At 71.5% G+C, this 16546-nt stretch carries 15 protein-coding genes and 1 tRNA gene; 5 read left to right on the top strand and 11 right to left on the bottom strand.

Annotation, left to right across the window (positions count from 1 at the left end; genetic code table 11):
• Both AB0F62_RS19590 and AB0F62_RS19595 read right to left on the bottom strand, forming a co-directional pair.
• Positions 1-1233 (bottom strand): SH3 domain-containing protein (locus AB0F62_RS19590; protein WP_361800142.1); only part of this gene is annotated, 1233 nt, incomplete at its 3' end.
• Positions 1234-1684: 451 nt separating this feature from the next.
• Complete coding sequence (locus tag AB0F62_RS19595; RefSeq protein WP_361800145.1) at positions 1685-2182, bottom strand: MarR family transcriptional regulator; 498 nt, start codon at positions 2180-2182, stop codon at positions 1685-1687.
• A 121-nt stretch (positions 2183-2303) separates the two neighbouring features.
• Between AB0F62_RS19595 and AB0F62_RS19600 the strand changes: the two genes are divergently transcribed.
• Complete coding sequence (locus AB0F62_RS19600) at positions 2304-3125, top strand: trans-aconitate 2-methyltransferase (protein WP_361800148.1); 822 nt, start codon at positions 2304-2306, stop codon at positions 3123-3125.
• Positions 3126-3130: 5 nt separating this feature from the next.
• Entirely contained in the window at positions 3131-3496 is a 366-nt protein-coding gene (locus AB0F62_RS19605; RefSeq protein WP_361800224.1) for a VOC family protein, read from the top strand.
• A gap of 54 nt (positions 3497-3550) precedes the next feature.
• Here AB0F62_RS19605 and AB0F62_RS19610 read toward each other — a convergent pair whose 3' ends face one another.
• The 6 genes from AB0F62_RS19610 to AB0F62_RS19635 all read right to left on the bottom strand — a co-directional run bounded on the left by AB0F62_RS19610 (position 3551) and on the right by AB0F62_RS19635 (position 8315).
• The gene (locus AB0F62_RS19610) at positions 3551-4045 is read right to left on the bottom strand and encodes a hypothetical protein (RefSeq protein WP_361800151.1); all 495 of its coding nucleotides are present in this window, start codon (positions 4043-4045) and stop codon (positions 3551-3553) included.
• A gap of 48 nt (positions 4046-4093) precedes the next feature.
• The gene (gene pth, locus AB0F62_RS19615; protein WP_361800154.1) at positions 4094-4681 is read right to left on the bottom strand and encodes an aminoacyl-tRNA hydrolase; all 588 of its coding nucleotides are present in this window, start codon (positions 4679-4681) and stop codon (positions 4094-4096) included.
• A gap of 80 nt (positions 4682-4761) precedes the next feature.
• Positions 4762-5373, bottom strand: coding sequence for a 50S ribosomal protein L25/general stress protein Ctc (locus AB0F62_RS19620; protein WP_361800157.1), 612 nt, complete (start codon positions 5371-5373; stop codon positions 4762-4764).
• A gap of 196 nt (positions 5374-5569) precedes the next feature.
• Complete coding sequence (locus AB0F62_RS19625; protein ID WP_361009827.1) at positions 5570-6547, bottom strand: ribose-phosphate diphosphokinase; 978 nt, start codon at positions 6545-6547, stop codon at positions 5570-5572.
• Positions 6548-6689: 142 nt separating this feature from the next.
• Complete coding sequence (gene glmU, locus AB0F62_RS19630; RefSeq protein ID WP_361800161.1) at positions 6690-8138, bottom strand: bifunctional UDP-N-acetylglucosamine diphosphorylase/glucosamine-1-phosphate N-acetyltransferase GlmU; 1449 nt, start codon at positions 8136-8138, stop codon at positions 6690-6692.
• A 106-nt stretch (positions 8139-8244) separates the two neighbouring features.
• Positions 8245-8315, bottom strand: a tRNA-Gln gene (locus AB0F62_RS19635).
• A 245-nt stretch (positions 8316-8560) separates the two neighbouring features.
• Between AB0F62_RS19635 and AB0F62_RS19640 the strand changes: the two genes are divergently transcribed.
• Positions 8561-9550 (top strand): acyl-CoA desaturase, encoded by a 990-nt coding sequence (locus AB0F62_RS19640; protein WP_361800164.1) that lies wholly within the window; start codon positions 8561-8563, stop codon positions 9548-9550.
• A 76-nt stretch (positions 9551-9626) separates the two neighbouring features.
• Entirely contained in the window at positions 9627-10229 is a 603-nt protein-coding gene (locus AB0F62_RS19645) for a TetR/AcrR family transcriptional regulator (RefSeq protein WP_361800227.1), read from the top strand.
• 81 nt (positions 10230-10310) lie between these two features.
• Here AB0F62_RS19645 and ppc read toward each other — a convergent pair whose 3' ends face one another.
• The gene (gene ppc, locus AB0F62_RS19650; RefSeq protein WP_361800167.1) at positions 10311-13037 is read right to left on the bottom strand and encodes a phosphoenolpyruvate carboxylase; all 2727 of its coding nucleotides are present in this window, start codon (positions 13035-13037) and stop codon (positions 10311-10313) included.
• Between the two features lie 139 nt (positions 13038-13176).
• On the opposite strand from ppc, the gene AB0F62_RS19655 reads away from it, so the two are divergent.
• Positions 13177-14565, top strand: coding sequence for a histidine kinase (locus tag AB0F62_RS19655; RefSeq protein WP_361800170.1), 1389 nt, complete (start codon positions 13177-13179; stop codon positions 14563-14565).
• Positions 14566-15288: 723 nt separating this feature from the next.
• Here AB0F62_RS19655 and AB0F62_RS19660 read toward each other — a convergent pair.
• Together AB0F62_RS19660 and AB0F62_RS19665 are read right to left on the bottom strand one after the other, a co-directional pair.
• Positions 15289-15768 carry an SUKH-3 domain-containing protein gene (locus AB0F62_RS19660; protein WP_361800173.1) on the bottom strand — a complete coding sequence of 160 codons (480 nt, stop codon included), beginning with the start codon at positions 15766-15768 and terminating at the stop codon, positions 15289-15291.
• Positions 15765-16259, bottom strand: coding sequence for a YwqJ-related putative deaminase (locus tag AB0F62_RS19665; RefSeq protein WP_361800176.1), 495 nt, complete (start codon positions 16257-16259; stop codon positions 15765-15767). Before AB0F62_RS19665 ends, AB0F62_RS19660 begins: the two co-directional genes overlap by 4 nt.
• Positions 16260-16546 lie beyond the last annotated feature (287 nt).

A 16546-nucleotide genomic window follows, 5' to 3' on the forward strand; every position in this document is an offset into this window, starting at 1 on the left:
GTTGTCCGTGCGGTTGTTGTCCGTGCGGCCGTTGTCGGCGTGGTTGTTCTCCGTGCGGCCGTTGTCCGCACGGTTGTTGCCGGCGTGGTTGGTGTCCGCACGGTTGCCCTCACCGCGCTGGTTGCCACCGCCGCCACCGCCGCCACCGCCGCCACCGGCGAAGGGGTCGCGGCCGTTGTCGCCGCGCCCGCCGTTGTCACCGCCGAAGGGGTCGCGGCCGTTGTCGCCACGCCCGCCGTTGTCACCGCGCTCGTCGAAGGGGTCGCGCCCGTTTCCGCCGCCGCCGTTTCCGCCGTGGCCGTTGTCGCCGCGCCCGCCGTTGCCGCCGTGGCCGTTGTCACCGCGCCCGTTCCCGCCGCGTCCGTTGTCGCCGCGCCCGCCGTTGTTGCGGCAGTTGAAGCCGCCGTTGAAGCCGGGACCGAAGAAGCCGGGAGCAACGATGCCGGGACCGCCCACGAAGCCGGGGCCGCCGACGCCTCCGACGCCGCCCACGCCTCCGACGAAGCCCGGACCGCCGACGAAGCCGGGGCCGCCCACGCCGCCGACGCCACCGACGCCGCCCACGAAGCCCGGACCGCCCGCAAAGCCGGGACCACCGACGAAGCCGGGGCCACCGACGCCACCGACACCTCCGACGCCACCGACACCTCCGACGAAGCCGGGAGCAACGATGCCGGGGCCGCCCACGAAGCCGGGGCCACCGACGCCGCCGCGACCGCCGGGGCCGTCGCTGCGCTTGGCGAGGGCGACGCTGTCCAGGGGCTCTTCGGTGCGGGCGTCGTCGCGGAAGGGGTCCTCCACGCCGTTGAAGCGCTGGTCGCCGCGGCCGTGGTTGTTGTCCCGGCCGCCGTGTCCGTTGTTGCGGCAGATGACGCCACCGATGCCGCCGATGCCACCGACGCCACCGATACCGCCGACGCCACCGATGCCGCCCACCCCACCGACGCCGCCGATCCCACCGACGCCGGGGCCGCCGCACCAGCCGGGAGCCGGGCCGACGTTGGCGACGAAGCGGGCCGACGACCAGGCCCAGAGGTTGCCGCTGAGCTGGTACCAGCGCGGGTTGCCGCCGACGGGGCTGCCCACGGCCTTGCAGACGATGGCCACCAATGAGTTGAAGGGCACTACGCCGACGCTGGGGAACTGGGCGCCCGGTCCGCTGCGGACCCGCAGACCCGTACGGGCGACGACGCGGCCCTGGAAGAGGGCGGCGTGGGGGGAGCGAGCGGACACCGCCGCCACGTCGCGGGAAAGATCGCGAAGGCGCTCCGAGGGGGAAACAAGTTCACTTTGGCCGTCCGGTGCTGGAACGGCTGGCACCCCGGCGGCAGGTCGGCCGTCGGTGGCGAAGGCGGTGCCCGTGGTGCCGATGGCAAGGGTGCCGGCCAAGGCGCCGGTCACCGCGGTTGCGGCTATCTTGCTTGCGCGGGTGTGCAGAGTCATCTGCATCTCCAAGGTGGAGCGGGACCCGGCGGGGTCCGGGGAAATGGAAGCCGACGCGCCACGACTGCCTTCCACGTGACGTTGTCGGTACTTGGTGCGTCGGCAGCCGCAGAAGTGGCCATTTGAGCCTTTATGCGGCGTTCACGGACATCACGCTAAATGCGCCACTTTGTGTGCGCAACCGGTGGCGGAGCGTGGTCGCTTGTGATCATTCCCCGATGGTTACGCGGGGTAATCGGCCTCAGCCGGGGATGTTGTCGAAGGGCGCGGTCAACTGTCGGAGCAGATTCGCCAGTTCCCCCCGCTGGCGGCTGGAGAGCTCGCCGAGGATGGCCCGCTCCTGGGCCAGCAGGCCCGCCAGCGCCTGGTCGGCCCGGTCCCGTCCCTCCGGGGTGAGCCGTACGAGGACGCCGCGCCGGTCCGAGGGGTCGGGCAGCCGCTCCACGAGCCCCTTCTTGGTGAGCCGGTCGATCCGGTTGGTCATCGTCCCCGAGGTGACCAGCGTCTGGGTCAGCAGTTGTCCGGGGGAGAGCTGGTACGGCGCGCCCGCGCGGCGCAGGGAGGTGAGTACGTCGAACTCCCAGGGCTCCAGGCTGTGCTCGGAGAACGCCAGCCGGCGCGCGCGGTCGAGGTGCCTCGCCAGCCTGCTGACCCTGCTGAGTACCTCCAGCGGTTCGACGTCGAGGTCAGGGCGCTCCCTGCGCCATGCAGCGACCAGCCGATCGACCTCGTCCTCCATGGAGATCAGTGTAGTGGTTGTGTCGACATGAAGTCTCTTGACATCAAGAGATTAGCTCTGGAACCTTGTGGGCAATGTCGGCGGCAGGAAGAGATCCATCTCTCGCCAGGGAGTTCGAAACATGTCCGCAGCCAATTGGGATCCCCAGCAGTACCTCCGCCACTCCACCCACCGCACCCGCCCCTTCCACGATCTCCTGGCCCGGATACCGGAGCTCCCCGGCCCGAGCCCGCGCATCGCCGACGTCGGCTGCGGCCCCGGCAATGTGACCGCGCTGCTCGCGGAGCGCTGGCCCGACGCCCGGATCACCGGTCTCGACAGCTCCGCCGACATGCTCGAGGCCGCCCGGGTCCACGAGGGCCCGACCCCCGGGGGCGGCAGCCTCGACTTCCGGGCCGCCGACGCCGCCTACTGGGTCCCGGACGGCACGTACGACCTCATCGTCTCCAACGCCGCCCTGCAGTGGGTCGAGGGCCACGCCGACCGTTTTCCCCTCTGGGTCGAGCATCTCGCCCCCGGCGGAGTGCTCGCCTTCCAGGTCCCCGGCAACTTCACCTCGCCCAGCCACGCCCTGCTCGGCGACCTCTGCGACTCCCCGGTCTGGCGCGACCGTCTCGGCGACGGCCACGGCCGCCGCTACGTCCACATCCTCGAACCCCCCGGCTATCTGGAGCGCCTCATCGAGATCCCCGACGTCGAGGTGGACGTCGACGTCTGGGAGACCACCTACGTACAGCTCCTGCAGGGCGAGGACGCGGTGCTCGAATGGACGAAGGGAACAGCGCTGCGTCCCGTGCTGACCGCCCTGGAGGGGGACCCGGAGGCCACCGGCGAGTTCCTCGGCCAGTACCGCGACCTGCTGCGCAAGGCCTATCCGGCGGGGCCGCACGGAACCGTCTTCCCCTTCCGGCGCATCTTCGCCGTCGCACGGAAAGCAAGGTGACCCCGTTGATCACCGCCCTCGACCACGTCCAGCTCGCCGCCCCGCCCGGCTCCGAGGAGACCCTGCGCGCCTTCTATGAGGGGGTCCTGGGGATGAGCGAGGTCCCCAAGCCGCCGGTGCTCGCCGCCCGGGGCGGCTGCTGGTTCGCCGCGGGCCCGGTCCAGCTGCACATCGGGGTGGAGGAGGACTTCCGCCCGGCGCGGAAGGCCCACCCGGGTCTACGGGTCAGCGGTATCGAGGCGTACGCGGAGTTGCTGGAGTCCCGCGGTGCCGCGGTCGTCTGGGACGGTGACCTGCCGGGCCACCGCCGCTTCTACGCCGACGACCCGTTCGGCAACCGTCTGGAGTTCCTGGAGCCCGACGCCGGGTGAGACCGCGGCGGCGCCGGACCCCATGGGGCCTGGCGCCGCCGGGCGGCACAGCCGTCACAACGTGTAGAAGGCCGCCCCCAGCAGCACGGCACCGGCGACGGCCGCCGTCCAGGCGGTGCGCGTCCAGCGCAGGCCGCCGGCGAGGACCAGCGAGGCCAGCAGCAGGGCGCCGCCCAGCGGGACCCAGGAGTACAGCACACCGGCGAGTCCGGTCCTGACCACGTCGTCGGTGCCGGGCTTCACGGCGACCGGTATCCGCTCGCCGGTGCGGTGCGTGACCGCCTTGTCGATCACGACCCGGGCGCGGACGGAGCCGAGGCCCTCCGGCACGAAGGGCCCGGTGCAGGTGTCGGCGCCGCAGGTGGAGACCGTCATGGTGCCCTGCTCGCGGCCCTTGGTGAGCATGACGTGCTGGGCGGTCTTCCACGAGGTCCACACTCCCGCCGCCAGCATGATCAGGACCAGGGCGCTCAGCAGGACGATGCGGCCGACCAGCAGCAGGCCCCAGGCGCTCTCGGCGGTGCGGCGGGCAAGACTCCGTTTGACCATGCGGGCGATCCTTGGCCATCGCGTGGCGCTCGGTCAACCTTTCGATGATCAGCCGTTGTAGGTGCCCTGCGACCTCTCCAGCCCCTCGCAGATGAGCGACTCCACCGCGTCGGCCGCCCGGTCCACGAACCACTCGAGTTCCTTGCGCTCACCCGAGGAGAAGTCCTTGAGGACGAAGTCCGCGACCTGCATCCGCCCCGGGGGGCGGCCGATGCCGCAGCGCACCCGCAGGTAGTCCGGGCCGAGGGACTTGGTGATCGACTTCAGGCCGTTGTGGCCGTTGTCGCCGCCGCCCTTCTTCAGGCGCAGAGTGGCGTAGTCGATGTCCAGTTCGTCGTGCACCGCGACGATGTTGCCGAGCGGCACCTTGTAGAAGTCGCGCAGCGCCGTGACCGGGCCGCCCGACAGGTTCATGTACGTCATCGGCTTGGCCAGCACGACACGGCGGCCGCCGATGCGCCCCTCGACGACCTGGGACCGGCTCTTGTGGGTCTTGAACCGCCCGCCGATCCGGTCGGCGAGCAGATCGGCGACCATGAAGCCGATGTTGTGCCGGTTGCCGGCGTACTCCGGTCCGGGGTTGCCCAGGCCGGCCACCAGCCAGGGCCCTTCGGGGGCGCTTTCCGCTGCGCTCATGCTCATGGCGTCCATTCAACAGGACCGCCGCCCCGCTCCTGGAGGAGCGGGGCGGCGGCGGGAACTGCGTACTGCCGTACTTACTCGGCGGCCTCGGCGGCGGCCTCGCCGGCCTCGGCCTCCGCGCCCTCGCCCTCGGCGGGAGCCTCGGCCTGGGCGGCGACGACCTGCAGGACGACGGTGTCCTCGTCGACGGCCAGGGTGGTGCCCTTGGGGAGCGGGATGTCCTTGGCGAGGATGGAGGTACCGGCCTCCAGGCCCTCGACGGAGACGGTGACGCCGTCGGGGATGTGGGTCGCCTCGGCCTCGACCGGCAGCGCGTTGAGCACGTGCTCCAGCAGGTTGCCGCCGGGGGCGAGCTCGCCCTCGGTGCTGACCACGATCTCGACGGTGACCTTCTCGCCGCGCTTGACCGCGAGCAGGTCGACGTGCTCCAGGAAGCCCTTCAGCGGGTCGCGCTGCACGGCCTTGGGGATGACCAGCTCGGTGCCGTCACCCTCGATGTCCAGGCTGATCAGGACGTTGGGGGTGCGCAGCGCGAGCAGCAGCTCGTGACCCGGCAGGGTGACGTGCTTGGGGTCCTGGCCGTGGCCGTAGATGACACCGGGGACCAGGTGGGCGCGGCGGACGCGACGGGCGGCGCCCTTGCCGAACTCGGTGCGCAGCTGCGCGGAGATCTTCACCTCGGACATGGGGATCACACTCCTCGTGATGACGACGGGACTTCGGTCGGTCGCCCAGCCCACGACGGGCCGTTCCACTTACGAGGAGCGCGTCGATAACGGAGTCCGCCGCCGAAACGGGAACGGCCTCCCTCGCCGAGCAACTCGAAGAGTCTACCCGGCGGGGAGGCCGCCCCGGAAATCGATCAGAACGCGGTGCGCGTGATCAGTGCGCGTCCTCGAAGAGGCTCGTCACGGAGCCGTCCTCGAAGACCTCGCGGACCGCGTTGGCGATCGTCGGCGCGATGGAGAGCACCGTGATCTTGTCGAGGTCCAGCTCACCCGGCGTCGGCAGGGTGTCGGTGAAGACGAACTCGCTCACCTTGGAGTTCTTCAGCCGGTCCGCGGCCGGGCCGGAGAGCACGCCGTGGGTGGCGGTCACGATGACGTCCTCGGCGCCGTTGGCGAACAGGGCGTCCGCCGCGGCGCAGATGGTGCCACCGGTGTCGATCATGTCGTCCACCAGGACGCAGATGCGGCCGCGCACGTCACCGACCACCTCGTGCACGGTGACCTGGTTGGCGACGTCCGGGTCGCGCCGCTTGTGGACGATGGCCAGCGGGGCGCCGAGGCGGTCGCACCAGCGGTCGGCCACGCGCACCCGGCCGGCGTCGGGGGAGACGACGGTCAGCTTCGAGCGATCGACCTTGGCGCCCACGTAGTCCGCCAGGATCGGCAGCGCGAACAGGTGGTCCACCGGGCCGTCGAAGAAGCCCTGGATCTGGTCCGTGTGCAGGTCCACGGTGAGGATCCGGTCGGCGCCCGCGGTCTTCAGCAGGTCGGCGACCATGCGGGCCGAGATCGGCTCGCGGCCGCGGTGCTTCTTGTCCTGACGGGCGTAGCCGTAGAAGGGCACGACCACGGTGATGCGCTTGGCGGAGGCCCGCTTCAGCGCATCGATCATGATCAGCTGCTCCATGATCCACTTGTTGATGGGAGCGGTGTGGCTCTGAATGACGAAGGCGTCCGAGCCGCGCGCCGACTCCTCGAAACGGACGTAGATCTCACCGTTCGCGAAGTCGAAGGCCTTCGTTGGCACAAGGTTGACGCCCAGCTCACGTGCCACCTCCTCCGCGAGCTCGGGGTGTGCGCGGCCGGAGAAGAGCATGAGCTTCTTCTCACCGGTCGTCTTGATCCCGGTCACTGCACCGTCTCCTTGGTGTTCAACGCAGCTTCGCCTTCGGTCAGGGAGGCTGGCGGAATTGTGTGCACCTCACACGGTACGCGTTGCGCGCCGCGACCGCGCACGTGGGGAAGGCCACCCCGGACGTCCGCCCCCTGCGTGATCAGGCCTCCGGCGCTGCGTGCTCGGCCTGTTCGGCGGCCAGCGCGGCCTGCGCGGCCGCGCTGCCGGGGCGCTTCCTGGCCACCCAGCCTTCGATATTGCGCTGCTGGCCGCGTGCGACGGCGAGCGAACCGGCAGGCACGTCCTTGGTGATCACGGACCCCGCGGCGGTGTAGGCGCCGTCCCCGACTGTGACGGGCGCCACGAACATGTTGTCCGAGCCGGTGCGGCAGTGCGAGCCGATGGTGGTGTGGTGCTTGGTCTGGCCGTCGTAGTTGACGAAGACGCTGGCGGCGCCGATGTTGCTGTACTCGCCGATCGTCGCGTCGCCGACGTAGGACAGGTGCGGAACCTTGGTGCCCTCGCCGATGGTGGCGTTCTTCATCTCGACGTAGGTGCCGGCCTTCGCCTTGGTGCCGAGCCTGGTGCCGGGACGCAGATACGCGAACGGGCCGACCGAGGCGGCCTCGCCGATCTCCGCGCTGACGGCCACGGTGTTGCTCACCGTGGCGCCCGGGCCGACCAGGGTGTCGGTGAGCGTGCAGTTGGGGCCGACCTCGGCTCCCGTGGCGAGCCGGGTCACGCCGTACAGCTGGGTGTTGGGCAGCACGACGGTGTCGGGCTCGAACTCCACCGTGACGTCCACCCAGGTCGACGCCGGGTCCATGATCGTCGCGCCCTCGAGCATCGCCCGGTGCAGCAGACGGTCGTTGAGGATGCGGCGGGCCTCGGAGAGCTGCACGCGGTTGTTGATGCCGGCGATCTCCCGGTGGTCCGGGGCGATCGACGCGCCGACGCGGTGCTCGGCCTCGCGCAGGATGCCGAGGGTGTCGGTGAGGTACTCCTCGCCCTGCGCGTTGTCGGTGGTCACCTTGGCCAGCGCGTCCGCCAGCAGTCGCGCGTCGAAGGCGAACACCCCGGAGTTGATCTCGGGGATGGCCCGCTGCTCGTCGGTGGCGTCCTTCTGCTCGACGATCGCCAGCACCGAGCCGTCGTCGCCGCGCACGATCCGGCCGTAGCCGGTCGGGTCGGGCACCTCGGCGGTCAGCACGGTGACGGCGTTGCCGTCGGCGGCGTGGGTGGCGACCAGCGCCCGCAGTGTGTCGGGGGTCAGCAGCGGGGTGTCGCCCGCGGTGATCACCACCGTGCCGGTCAGCTCCGGGAGTTCCGCCAGGCCGGCCCGGACCGCGTGGCCGGTGCCGTTCTGCTCGTACTGCACGGCGGTGCGGACCGCGGCGTCGGTCTCGGCCAGATGGGCGGTCACCTGCTCGCGGGCGTGGCCGACGACGACCAGCAGGTGCTCGGGCTCCAGGGCGCGGGCCGCGGCCACGACGTGTCCGACGAGGGAGCGGCCACTTATCGCGTGCAGGACTTTGGGGGTTGCCGACTTCATGCGGGTGCCCTCACCCGCGGCGAGGACGATGACGGCAGCCGGGCGGTGGGCGCTCACGGAACAGGCTCCTCGGCGTGGGGTGATGGTCACCCGAAGGATACCGGGGCGTTTCGGGCGGCAGGAGCGGAAGGGCCGCGACGGTTGCCGCGACCCCTCGGTCGTGCTCCGCTGCCAGGATTCGAACCCGGACTTAAGGGACCAAAACCCTCAGTGCTGCCGTTACACCACAGCGGATGGAAAAGCCCGCCGAACAGGACATCCCGTCAGGGTGCCCTTTCGACCCCCACCACTATGCCGCACCGACCGCCCCCAATGCGACGAGAAAGATCGGCACTTCCCCTCCCCGAACATGGGTACATGTGCCTGGAGTCGTTTTCCCGCCGACACGCGCGCTCTGTTCCGCCGTCACTTGGCGCTGCCATACTTACGAAGCCGTAAGTTACGGTGGCGTAGCCCCCGACCTTCATTGAGGGACCACCATGACCACACAGACCGACGTGATCACCGAGTCCCCGGAACCCGGGGCCGGCGACGGGGCCCCGCCGCCCCGCGCCACGCTCGGTGCCGACAAGAAGCAGTCACTCGAGCAGATCACCCTCGGCCTCTTCATCGGCATCCCCTTCCTCGCCCTGGTGGCGGCGATCCCGCTCGCGTGGGGCTGGGGCCTGAGCTGGCTCGACCTCGGCCTGATGGTCGGGATGTACTACCTCGGCTGTCACGGCATCACCATCGGTTTCCACCGCCACTTCACCCACGGATCCTTCAAGGCCAAGCGCCCGCTGAAGATCGCCCTCGCCATCGCGGGCTCGATGGCCGTCGAGGGGCCGATCGTGCGCTGGGTCGCCGACCACCGCAAGCACCACAAGTACTCCGACGCCGACGGCGACCCGCACAGCCCCTGGCGGTACGGCGAGACCGTCCCCGCCCTGCTCAAGGGCCTGTGGTGGGCGCACATGGGCTGGATGTTCGACGAGGAGCAGACCCCGCAGCACAAGTACGCCCCCGACCTGATCAAGGACCCCGCGATCCGCCGCATCAGCCGCGACTTCTGGATCTGGACGACCGTCTCGCTGCTGCTCCCGCCGCTGATCGGCGGCCTGGCGACCATGTCGTGGACCGGCGCCGCCACCGCCTTCTTCTGGGGCTCCCTGGTCCGCGTGGCCCTGCTGCACCACGTCACCTGGTCGATCAACTCGATCTGCCACGCGGTCGGCAAGCGCCCCTTCCGCTCCCGCGACAAGTCCGGCAACGTCTGGTGGCTGGCCGTCCTGTCCTGCGGCGAGTCCTGGCACAACCTGCACCACGCCGACCCCACCTCCGCCCGGCACGGCGTACTGCGCGGCCAGATCGACTCCAGCGCGCGGATCATCCGCTGGTTCGAACTCCTCGGCTGGGCCAGTGACGTACGGTGGCCGACCGCTGACCGTATCGCGGCCCGCCGTAAGGAGAGCGTCAGCGAAGCGGCATGATTGACGGGTGAGCGACGGCAGCAACAGCAGCAGAGGCAGCGAGGGCACACCGTCGCGGCGTGCCCGCCGGGTGCGCATGACGGGCAAGGAGCGCCGCGAGCAGCTCCTCGACGTGGGGCGCACGCTCTTCGCGGAGCGCGGCTTCGAAGGCACCTCGGTCGAGGAGATCGCGCACAAGGCGGGCGTCTCCAAGCCCGTCGTGTACGAGCACTTCGGCGGCAAGGAAGGCCTGTACGCCGTGGTCGTGGACCGCGAGATGCGGCGCCTGCTGGACATGGTCACCGGTGCCCTCACCGGTGGCCATCCCCGTGAGCTGCTGGAGCAGGCGGCCTTCGCCCTGCTGGACTACATCGAGCAGTACACCGACGGCTTCCGGATCCTCGTGCGGGACTCCCCGGTCGCCCAGTCCACCGGCACCTTCGCCTCGCTGATCAGCGACATCGCCACCCAGGTCGAGGACATCCTGGGCATGGAGTTCAAGCAGCGGGGCTTCGACGCCAAGCTCGCCCCGCTCTACGCGCAGGCGCTGGTCGGGATGGTCGCGCTCACCGGGCAGTGGTGGCTGGACGCTCAGAAGCCCAAGAAGGCCGAGGTCGCCGCCCACCTGGTCAACCTGTCCTGGAACGGCCTGTCGGGACTGGAGCCCAGGCCCCGGCTGATCGGCCACCGCAAGAACTGACGCGCCGTTCGCGCGCACGACGAGGGCGGTGCCCCCCCACGCTCGGGGGGCACCGCCCTCGTCATGTGTGTACGGCCGCGGTCAGCCGGTGTTGCGCAGGCCCGCGGCAACGCCGTTGACCGTCAGCAGCAGCGCACGGGCGAGCAGCGGGTCGGGCTCCTCGCCGCGGGCCGCCGCCTCGCGCTGCCGGTGCAGCAGCGCCACCTGCAGATACGAGATCGGGTCCAGGTAGGCGTCCCGGATGTGGAAGGTCTGCTTGAGCACCGGCTGGGCGTCCAGCAGCCGATCCTCACCCGTGATGCGCAGCACCTCGGCGACCGTCAGCTCGTGCTCGGCCTTGATGACGTCGAAGACGTGCCTGAGCTCGTCCGGCACGAGGGTGTCGACGTAGTGCTGGGCGATCCGCAGATCCGTCTTGGCCAGCGTCATCTCGACGTTGGACAGGAAGTTGCGGAAGAAGTGCCACTGCTCGTACGCCTCGGCGATGTCGGCCTCCCGGCCCGCCTCGCGGGCGGCCTTCAGACCCGAGCCGACGCCGAACCAGCCGGGCACGATCTGCCGCGACTGCGTCCAGCCGAACACCCACGGGATGGCCCGCAGCCCGTCCAGCCCCGCCCCGCTGTCCGGGCGGCGCGAGGGCCGGGAGCCCAGGTGCAGCTCGGCGAGCTGGTCGACCGGCGTGGAGGCGAAGAAGTACGCGGGCAGGTCCGGGTCCTCCACCAGCCGGCGGTAGGCGGCGTGCGCGGCGTCGGAGACCACGTCCATGGCCGCGTCCCAGCGGGACAGCGCCTCCTCGGACTGGCGCGGCGCGGTGTGCAGCGCGGAGGCCTGCAGCGTCGCGGCGACCGTCAGCTCCAGGTTCTCCCGGGCCAGGGACGGGATCAGGTACTTGTCGGAGATGACCTCGCCCTGCTCGGTCACCTTGATCTCGCCCTCCAGCGTGCCCCACGGCTGCGCCAGGATCGCGTCGTGCGTCGGGCCGCCGCCGCGGCCGACGGTGCCGCCCCGGCCGTGGAAGAGCCGCAGCCGCACCCCGTGCCGGTGCGCCACGTCGCGCAGGCTCCGCTGCGCCCGGTGGATCTCCCACTGCGAGGTGGTGATGCCGCCGAACTTGGAGCTGTCGCTGTAGCCGAGCATGACCTCCTGCACGTCGCCGCGGAGCGAGACGAGCTTGCGGTACGAGGGGTCGGAGAGCATCTCGTCGAGCAGCCTGTCGGCGACCTTCAGTTCGTCGGTGGTCTCCAGCAGCGGCACGATGCCGATCTTGGCGATCCCCGCGTGCAGATCGATCAGCCCGGCCTCGCGGGCCAGCACCGCCGCCGCGAACACGTCGTCGGAGCCCAGGCACATCGAGATGATGTACGACTCGATGACCTCCGGACCGAAGCGCTTGAACGCCTCCCGGACGGTGTGGAAGACGCCCAGCGTCTTCGCCCCCGCCGCGTCCAGCGGCGCCGGGGAGGGCGCCAGCGGGCGGCGCGAGCGCAGTTCCTTGGCGAGCAGCCTGCGCCGGTAGTCGCGCGGCATGTCCGCGTACCGCCACGACTCCTCGCCCAGCCGGTCGAAGAGCTGGCCGAGGGCGTGGTGGTGGGCGTCGGCGTGCTCGCGCACGTCCATCGTGGCCAGCTGCAGGCCGAAGGCCGACAGCGTGCGGATGGTGCGGTCGAGGCGGCCGTCGGCGATCAGCTCGCCGCGGTTGGCGCGCAGCGAGTCCTGCAGCAGGCGCAGGTCGGCCAGGAGACCGCCGGTGCCCAGGTAGTCCCGCCCGGGCACGTGCGGGGTGCCGCTCGCCAGCCGCTCCCTGGTGTTCAGCAGCTTCTGCCGGATGCAGGTGGCCTTGAGGCGGTAGGGCTCCTCGGCGTTCAGGCGCTTGTAGCGGGGGCTGATCTCCGGGAGGCGCTGGAGGTCCTGCTCCAGGTCGGCCAGCAGCTCGGGGGAGGCGCCGGCGTTGCGGATCGAGTTGGACAGCGCCGCGCGCAGGTCGTCGACGAGTTCCAGTGCGTCGGTGATGCCGTGCTCGTGCTGCAGGATCAGCACGTCCCAGGTGACCTGCGGGGTGACGTTGGGGTTGCCGTCCCGGTCACCGCCGATCCAGGTGCCGAAGGTCAGCGGCCGGGTCTCGGCGGGCAGCGGCACACCGACCCGCTCGAGCTCGACGGCGAGGTCCTCCAGCACGTCGCCGACGGCGCCCGCGTGCAGCTCGTCCAGGTAGTAGATGGCGTTGCGCGCCTCGTCGGCGGGCTCGGGGCGGACGACGCGCAGTTCGTCGGTCTGCCAGAGCAGGTCGATGTTCTCCGCCAGGCGCAGATCGGTGCGGCGGCGGTCGCCGCCCTCGCCGGTCGTGTCCAGCAGCGCGGCGATCACTCGCAGCTTGTTCAGTACGCTGCGGCGCGCCGCCTCGGTGGGGTGCGCGGTGAAGACCGGACGCACATTGAGGTTGCCCACGGTCTGGCGCAGGTGCTCCGGGTCGGCGTCCTTGAGCAGGTCGGCCGTGCGGGCCAGCAGCCCGCCGTCGGCCGCCCGGCGGGAGCGCAGCTCACGGCCGCGGTGCACCTGCTCGGTGACGTTCGCGAGGTGGAAGTAGGTGGAGAAGGCGCGGACCAGCTTGGCCGCGGTCTCGAGATCGGTCTCGCCGAGCAGGGCGGCGGCGGCCTCGCCGTCGCTGCGGGTCAGCGCCCGCACCCTCTCGACGAGATCGAGGAGTTCCGGGCCCTCCTGCCGGACGAGCGTCCCCCCGAGGAGGTCTCCCAGACGGCGGATGTCCGCGCGGAGGGGGGCACTCCCGGTGGTGTTGTCGGCGCTGCTCACAGGTGCGGCTCCTCGTGCAGGGGAATGGGCGGCGGCATTGTCCGGACCGCGCTGTCCGACGGCACAAGGATAGGTCGGGGCCGCTCCCCGGACCGGGGCTGACCGCCAGGCGGACACCGTCGCGTCTACGCTGGTCCGTATGAGTACGACGGGGGAGTACGTACCGGACGGGGCCGGCGGACGAAGCCGGGAGGCCGCCGGGCCGTGGTGGTGGCCCAGGCGGCGCAGCATGGTGCTCGACGTCTCCCTGGCCCTCGTCTCCGCCGTGGAATGCCTCGTCGAGGGCGCGGCCTTCGCGGAGAAGACCGGGATCTCGCCGGTCGTCACGGGGCTGTTCGGCCTGCTGGTCGGCTCGATGCTGGTGCTCCGCCGGCGCTGGCCGGTGCTGGTCGTCCTGGTCTCCATCGCCGTCACACCGGCCCAGATGGGCATCCTGCTGAGCGTCGTCGGCCTCTACACCCTGGCCGCCTCTGACGTGCCGCGGCGGATCATCGCCGTGCTGTCGGGGATGACCATGCTCGGGACGCTGATCGTCACGTTCCTGGAGATGCACGGCGACCTCAGCGGCGCCGCCTACCACGCTCCGCTCGCCGTGGTCGCCCTGACCTCCGTGCTCGCGGCGGTCGGCGTGACCGCGCCGCCGGTGCTGCTGGGCCTGTACGTGGGCGCCCGGCGGCGGCTCGTGGAGAGCCTGCGGGAACGGGCGGACGGCCTGGAGCGGGAGCTGTCGCTGCTGGCCGAGACGGCCACGAGTTCCGCCGAGCGCGCCCGCATGGAGGAGCGCACCCGCATCGCGCGCGAGATGCACGACGTCGTCGCCCACCGGGTGAGCCTGATGGTCGTGCACGCGGCCGCGCTGCAGGCGATCGCCGTCAAGGACCCGGAGAAGGCCTCGGCCAGCGCGCAACTGCTGGGGGACATGGGACGGCAGGCGCTCAACGAGCTGCGCGAGATGCTGGGCGTCCTGCGGACGGCGCCGTCCCCGGCACCGGCCGCGGTTCCGGGGGCTGCCGCGGTGCGCCCTCAGGCGGCGGTGTCCGAGGCGGCGGGGTCCGCTGGGGCGGCTGGGTCGACCGGGTCGACTGCGGAAACGATTGCGCCCGTGCGGGCCCCGGTCGCGCAGACCCCTCCGGAGGACGACCAGGGCCCGTGCCTAGCCGAACTCATGGGGCTGCTCGACGAGTCGCGGGCGGCCGGGATGGACGTCGAGCTCACGGTGGAGGGGGAGGAGCGTCCGCTGGCGGCGCGCGTCGAGGCCACGGTCTACCGCGTCGTGCAGGAGGCACTCACCAACGTCCACAAGCACGCGCCCGGCGCCCGGGCGCGCATCCGTCTCGCCTACCGCGAGGCGGAGGTCGCGGTCCTGGTGCAGAACGGCCCCTCCGACGGCGCGCCCGCTCTGGTGCTGCCCAGCGGGGGGAACGGGCTGGTCGGCATGAAGGAGCGCGTCACGGCGCTCGGCGGGGGGTTCGCCGCGGGCACGACCCACGAGGGCGGGTTCCGCGTCTCCGCGATGCTTCCCGCGTGACGCCTGTTGTCGTGTGCGGGTTCGTCTCGCGCCCCTCGGGCGCACAGCGGCGGGCTGCGTACGGGTGGGTGGACGGGTGGGTGCTGCCGGTGTTCGGCTGTCCCGCCGTCTCGCTCCCTTCGGTCGCAAAGCGGCGGGCTGCGGACGGGAGGGTGGGGGCGGGCCTTTGTGGCAGTGTGCGGGCCGGTGGTCGGCGGGGGGTTCAGGCGCCGGAACGGGGTGCCTTTCCGGCGGCTGGGGTCTCGTCGCCGTCCGCGGGTAGAGATGGCCGCTTCCACGCCCACCGTTCGCGGTGGGCGCGCCTGCCGTGACCGGCGTCTGCGGCTGATTCGAGGTGCTGCCGAGCGGTCCACGGGACATCGGGCTCGCTTTCGCCGATATGTTCGGCGGAACAGAGCCCGATCTCGAGAAGGCCACCCGCCGAGCCCGATGCCCACCGGGGAATCACCCGCAGACGCCGGTTACGGCGGAGGCGCCATCCACGGAGGGTGGGCGTGGCAACCACCGTCTATACCCGCGGACGGATACGAGACCCGCGCCACCGGAGAGAGAACCCGCTCCGGCGCCTGAACCCCCGCCACGCACCCACCCGCACACCGCAACGAAGGCCCCGCCTCACCCTCCCCGTCCGCAGCCCGCCGCTTTGCGACCGAAGGGAGCGAGACGGCGGGACAGCCGAACACCGGCGGCAGCCACCAGCGCGCACCCGCCCCGGCCGGGTGGTCACGTCGTGAGGCGGTGCGGCCGCGCCCCCGTCGTGAGGGCGCCCAGCGCCGCGTCGATGGTGGCGCCCAGGTAGTAGTCGCCGGTGTGGTCGATGCAGTAGACGCGTCCCTCCGCGTCGATCGCGAGTTGCCCTTGGCCCGCGGACTCCTCCCCGAGGGGCGCGACGTCCGTGTCGAGTGCCCTGCCGAGATCGCCGAGCGTGCGGGCGAAGTGCAGTCCGTGCATCGGGTCGACGTGGACCGCGCTGGGCGCGATGTGGCGGCCCGGGGCGGTGACGGCCGGCACGGTGAGACCGCCGAACTCCGCCCAGGCCTCGACCGCGGCGGGGAAGACGCTGTGCCGGTGGCCGCCGGGGGAGACGTAGGCGCGAAGCGTGTCGGCCCAGACCTCGGCCTGCTGGATGTCCCAGCGGCCGGGCTGCCACCCGGCGGAGCGCAGGGCCGCGTCGACGCCGACGGGGAAGCGGGTGGAGTTCATTCGGTGTCGGCCCCGGGGTCGAAGGCGCGGACGCCGAAGTGTGCGAGCAGGGTCTGGCAGGAGCGGCACGGCGGGGCGTAGGCGCCGTGCGCGGGGTCACCGTCCTCGCGTATGCGGCGGGCGGTGAGCTTGGCGCCCTTGAGGGCCTTGCGGGCCTCGCCTGCCGTCAGCGGTTTGCGCGAGGCCCGCTTGCTGCGGGCGCCGTCGACGGTGCCGAGGAAGCGGGAGAGCAGCAGCGGCTCGGGACATCGCCCGGTGAAACGCTCACGCTGAGCGACCGGAAGCGCGTCGAGCACGTCCTGGACCAGTGGGTGGAGCGGGGGCGGCTGGTCGGCCTTGACGCCGGTGCAGGTGAGGACCTCGTCCTTGACGGACAGCGCGGCGGCCACCGCCGGCAGGATCCCGTCGCGCCGGTGCCGCAGGCGCGGCGGTGCCGGTGCGTCATCGGCTCCCCAGTTCAGCCGCGGGTCCGCGGCACCTCTCGTCAGCATCTTCGTACGGCCCTCCGATCCGTCCTCCCGAGGAGGACGTCCCCCTATGTGCGCAAGACTGCCAAACGGACAAGGCGTTACGGAAGTCGGTTGTGAGGTGAGAGGTTTAGTTTGTGCCGGATGTCACGGCACTGTGGGGAGATGTGTATCGCAGTCCGATGTGCTGCCGCTGTGGCACTCCTTGCGTTGGCCAGTGGTTGTACGGATAGTAGCGCCGGGTCGGACGGGAAGGGTGCCAAGCCGTCGCAGAGCGGCCGGGATTCGATCACCGCCCCCGTGGAGGGCGC

Origin of the sequence: Streptomyces sp. NPDC026673, assembly GCF_040638135.1 — a bacterium.
Taxonomy (GTDB): domain Bacteria; phylum Actinomycetota; class Actinomycetes; order Streptomycetales; family Streptomycetaceae; genus Actinacidiphila.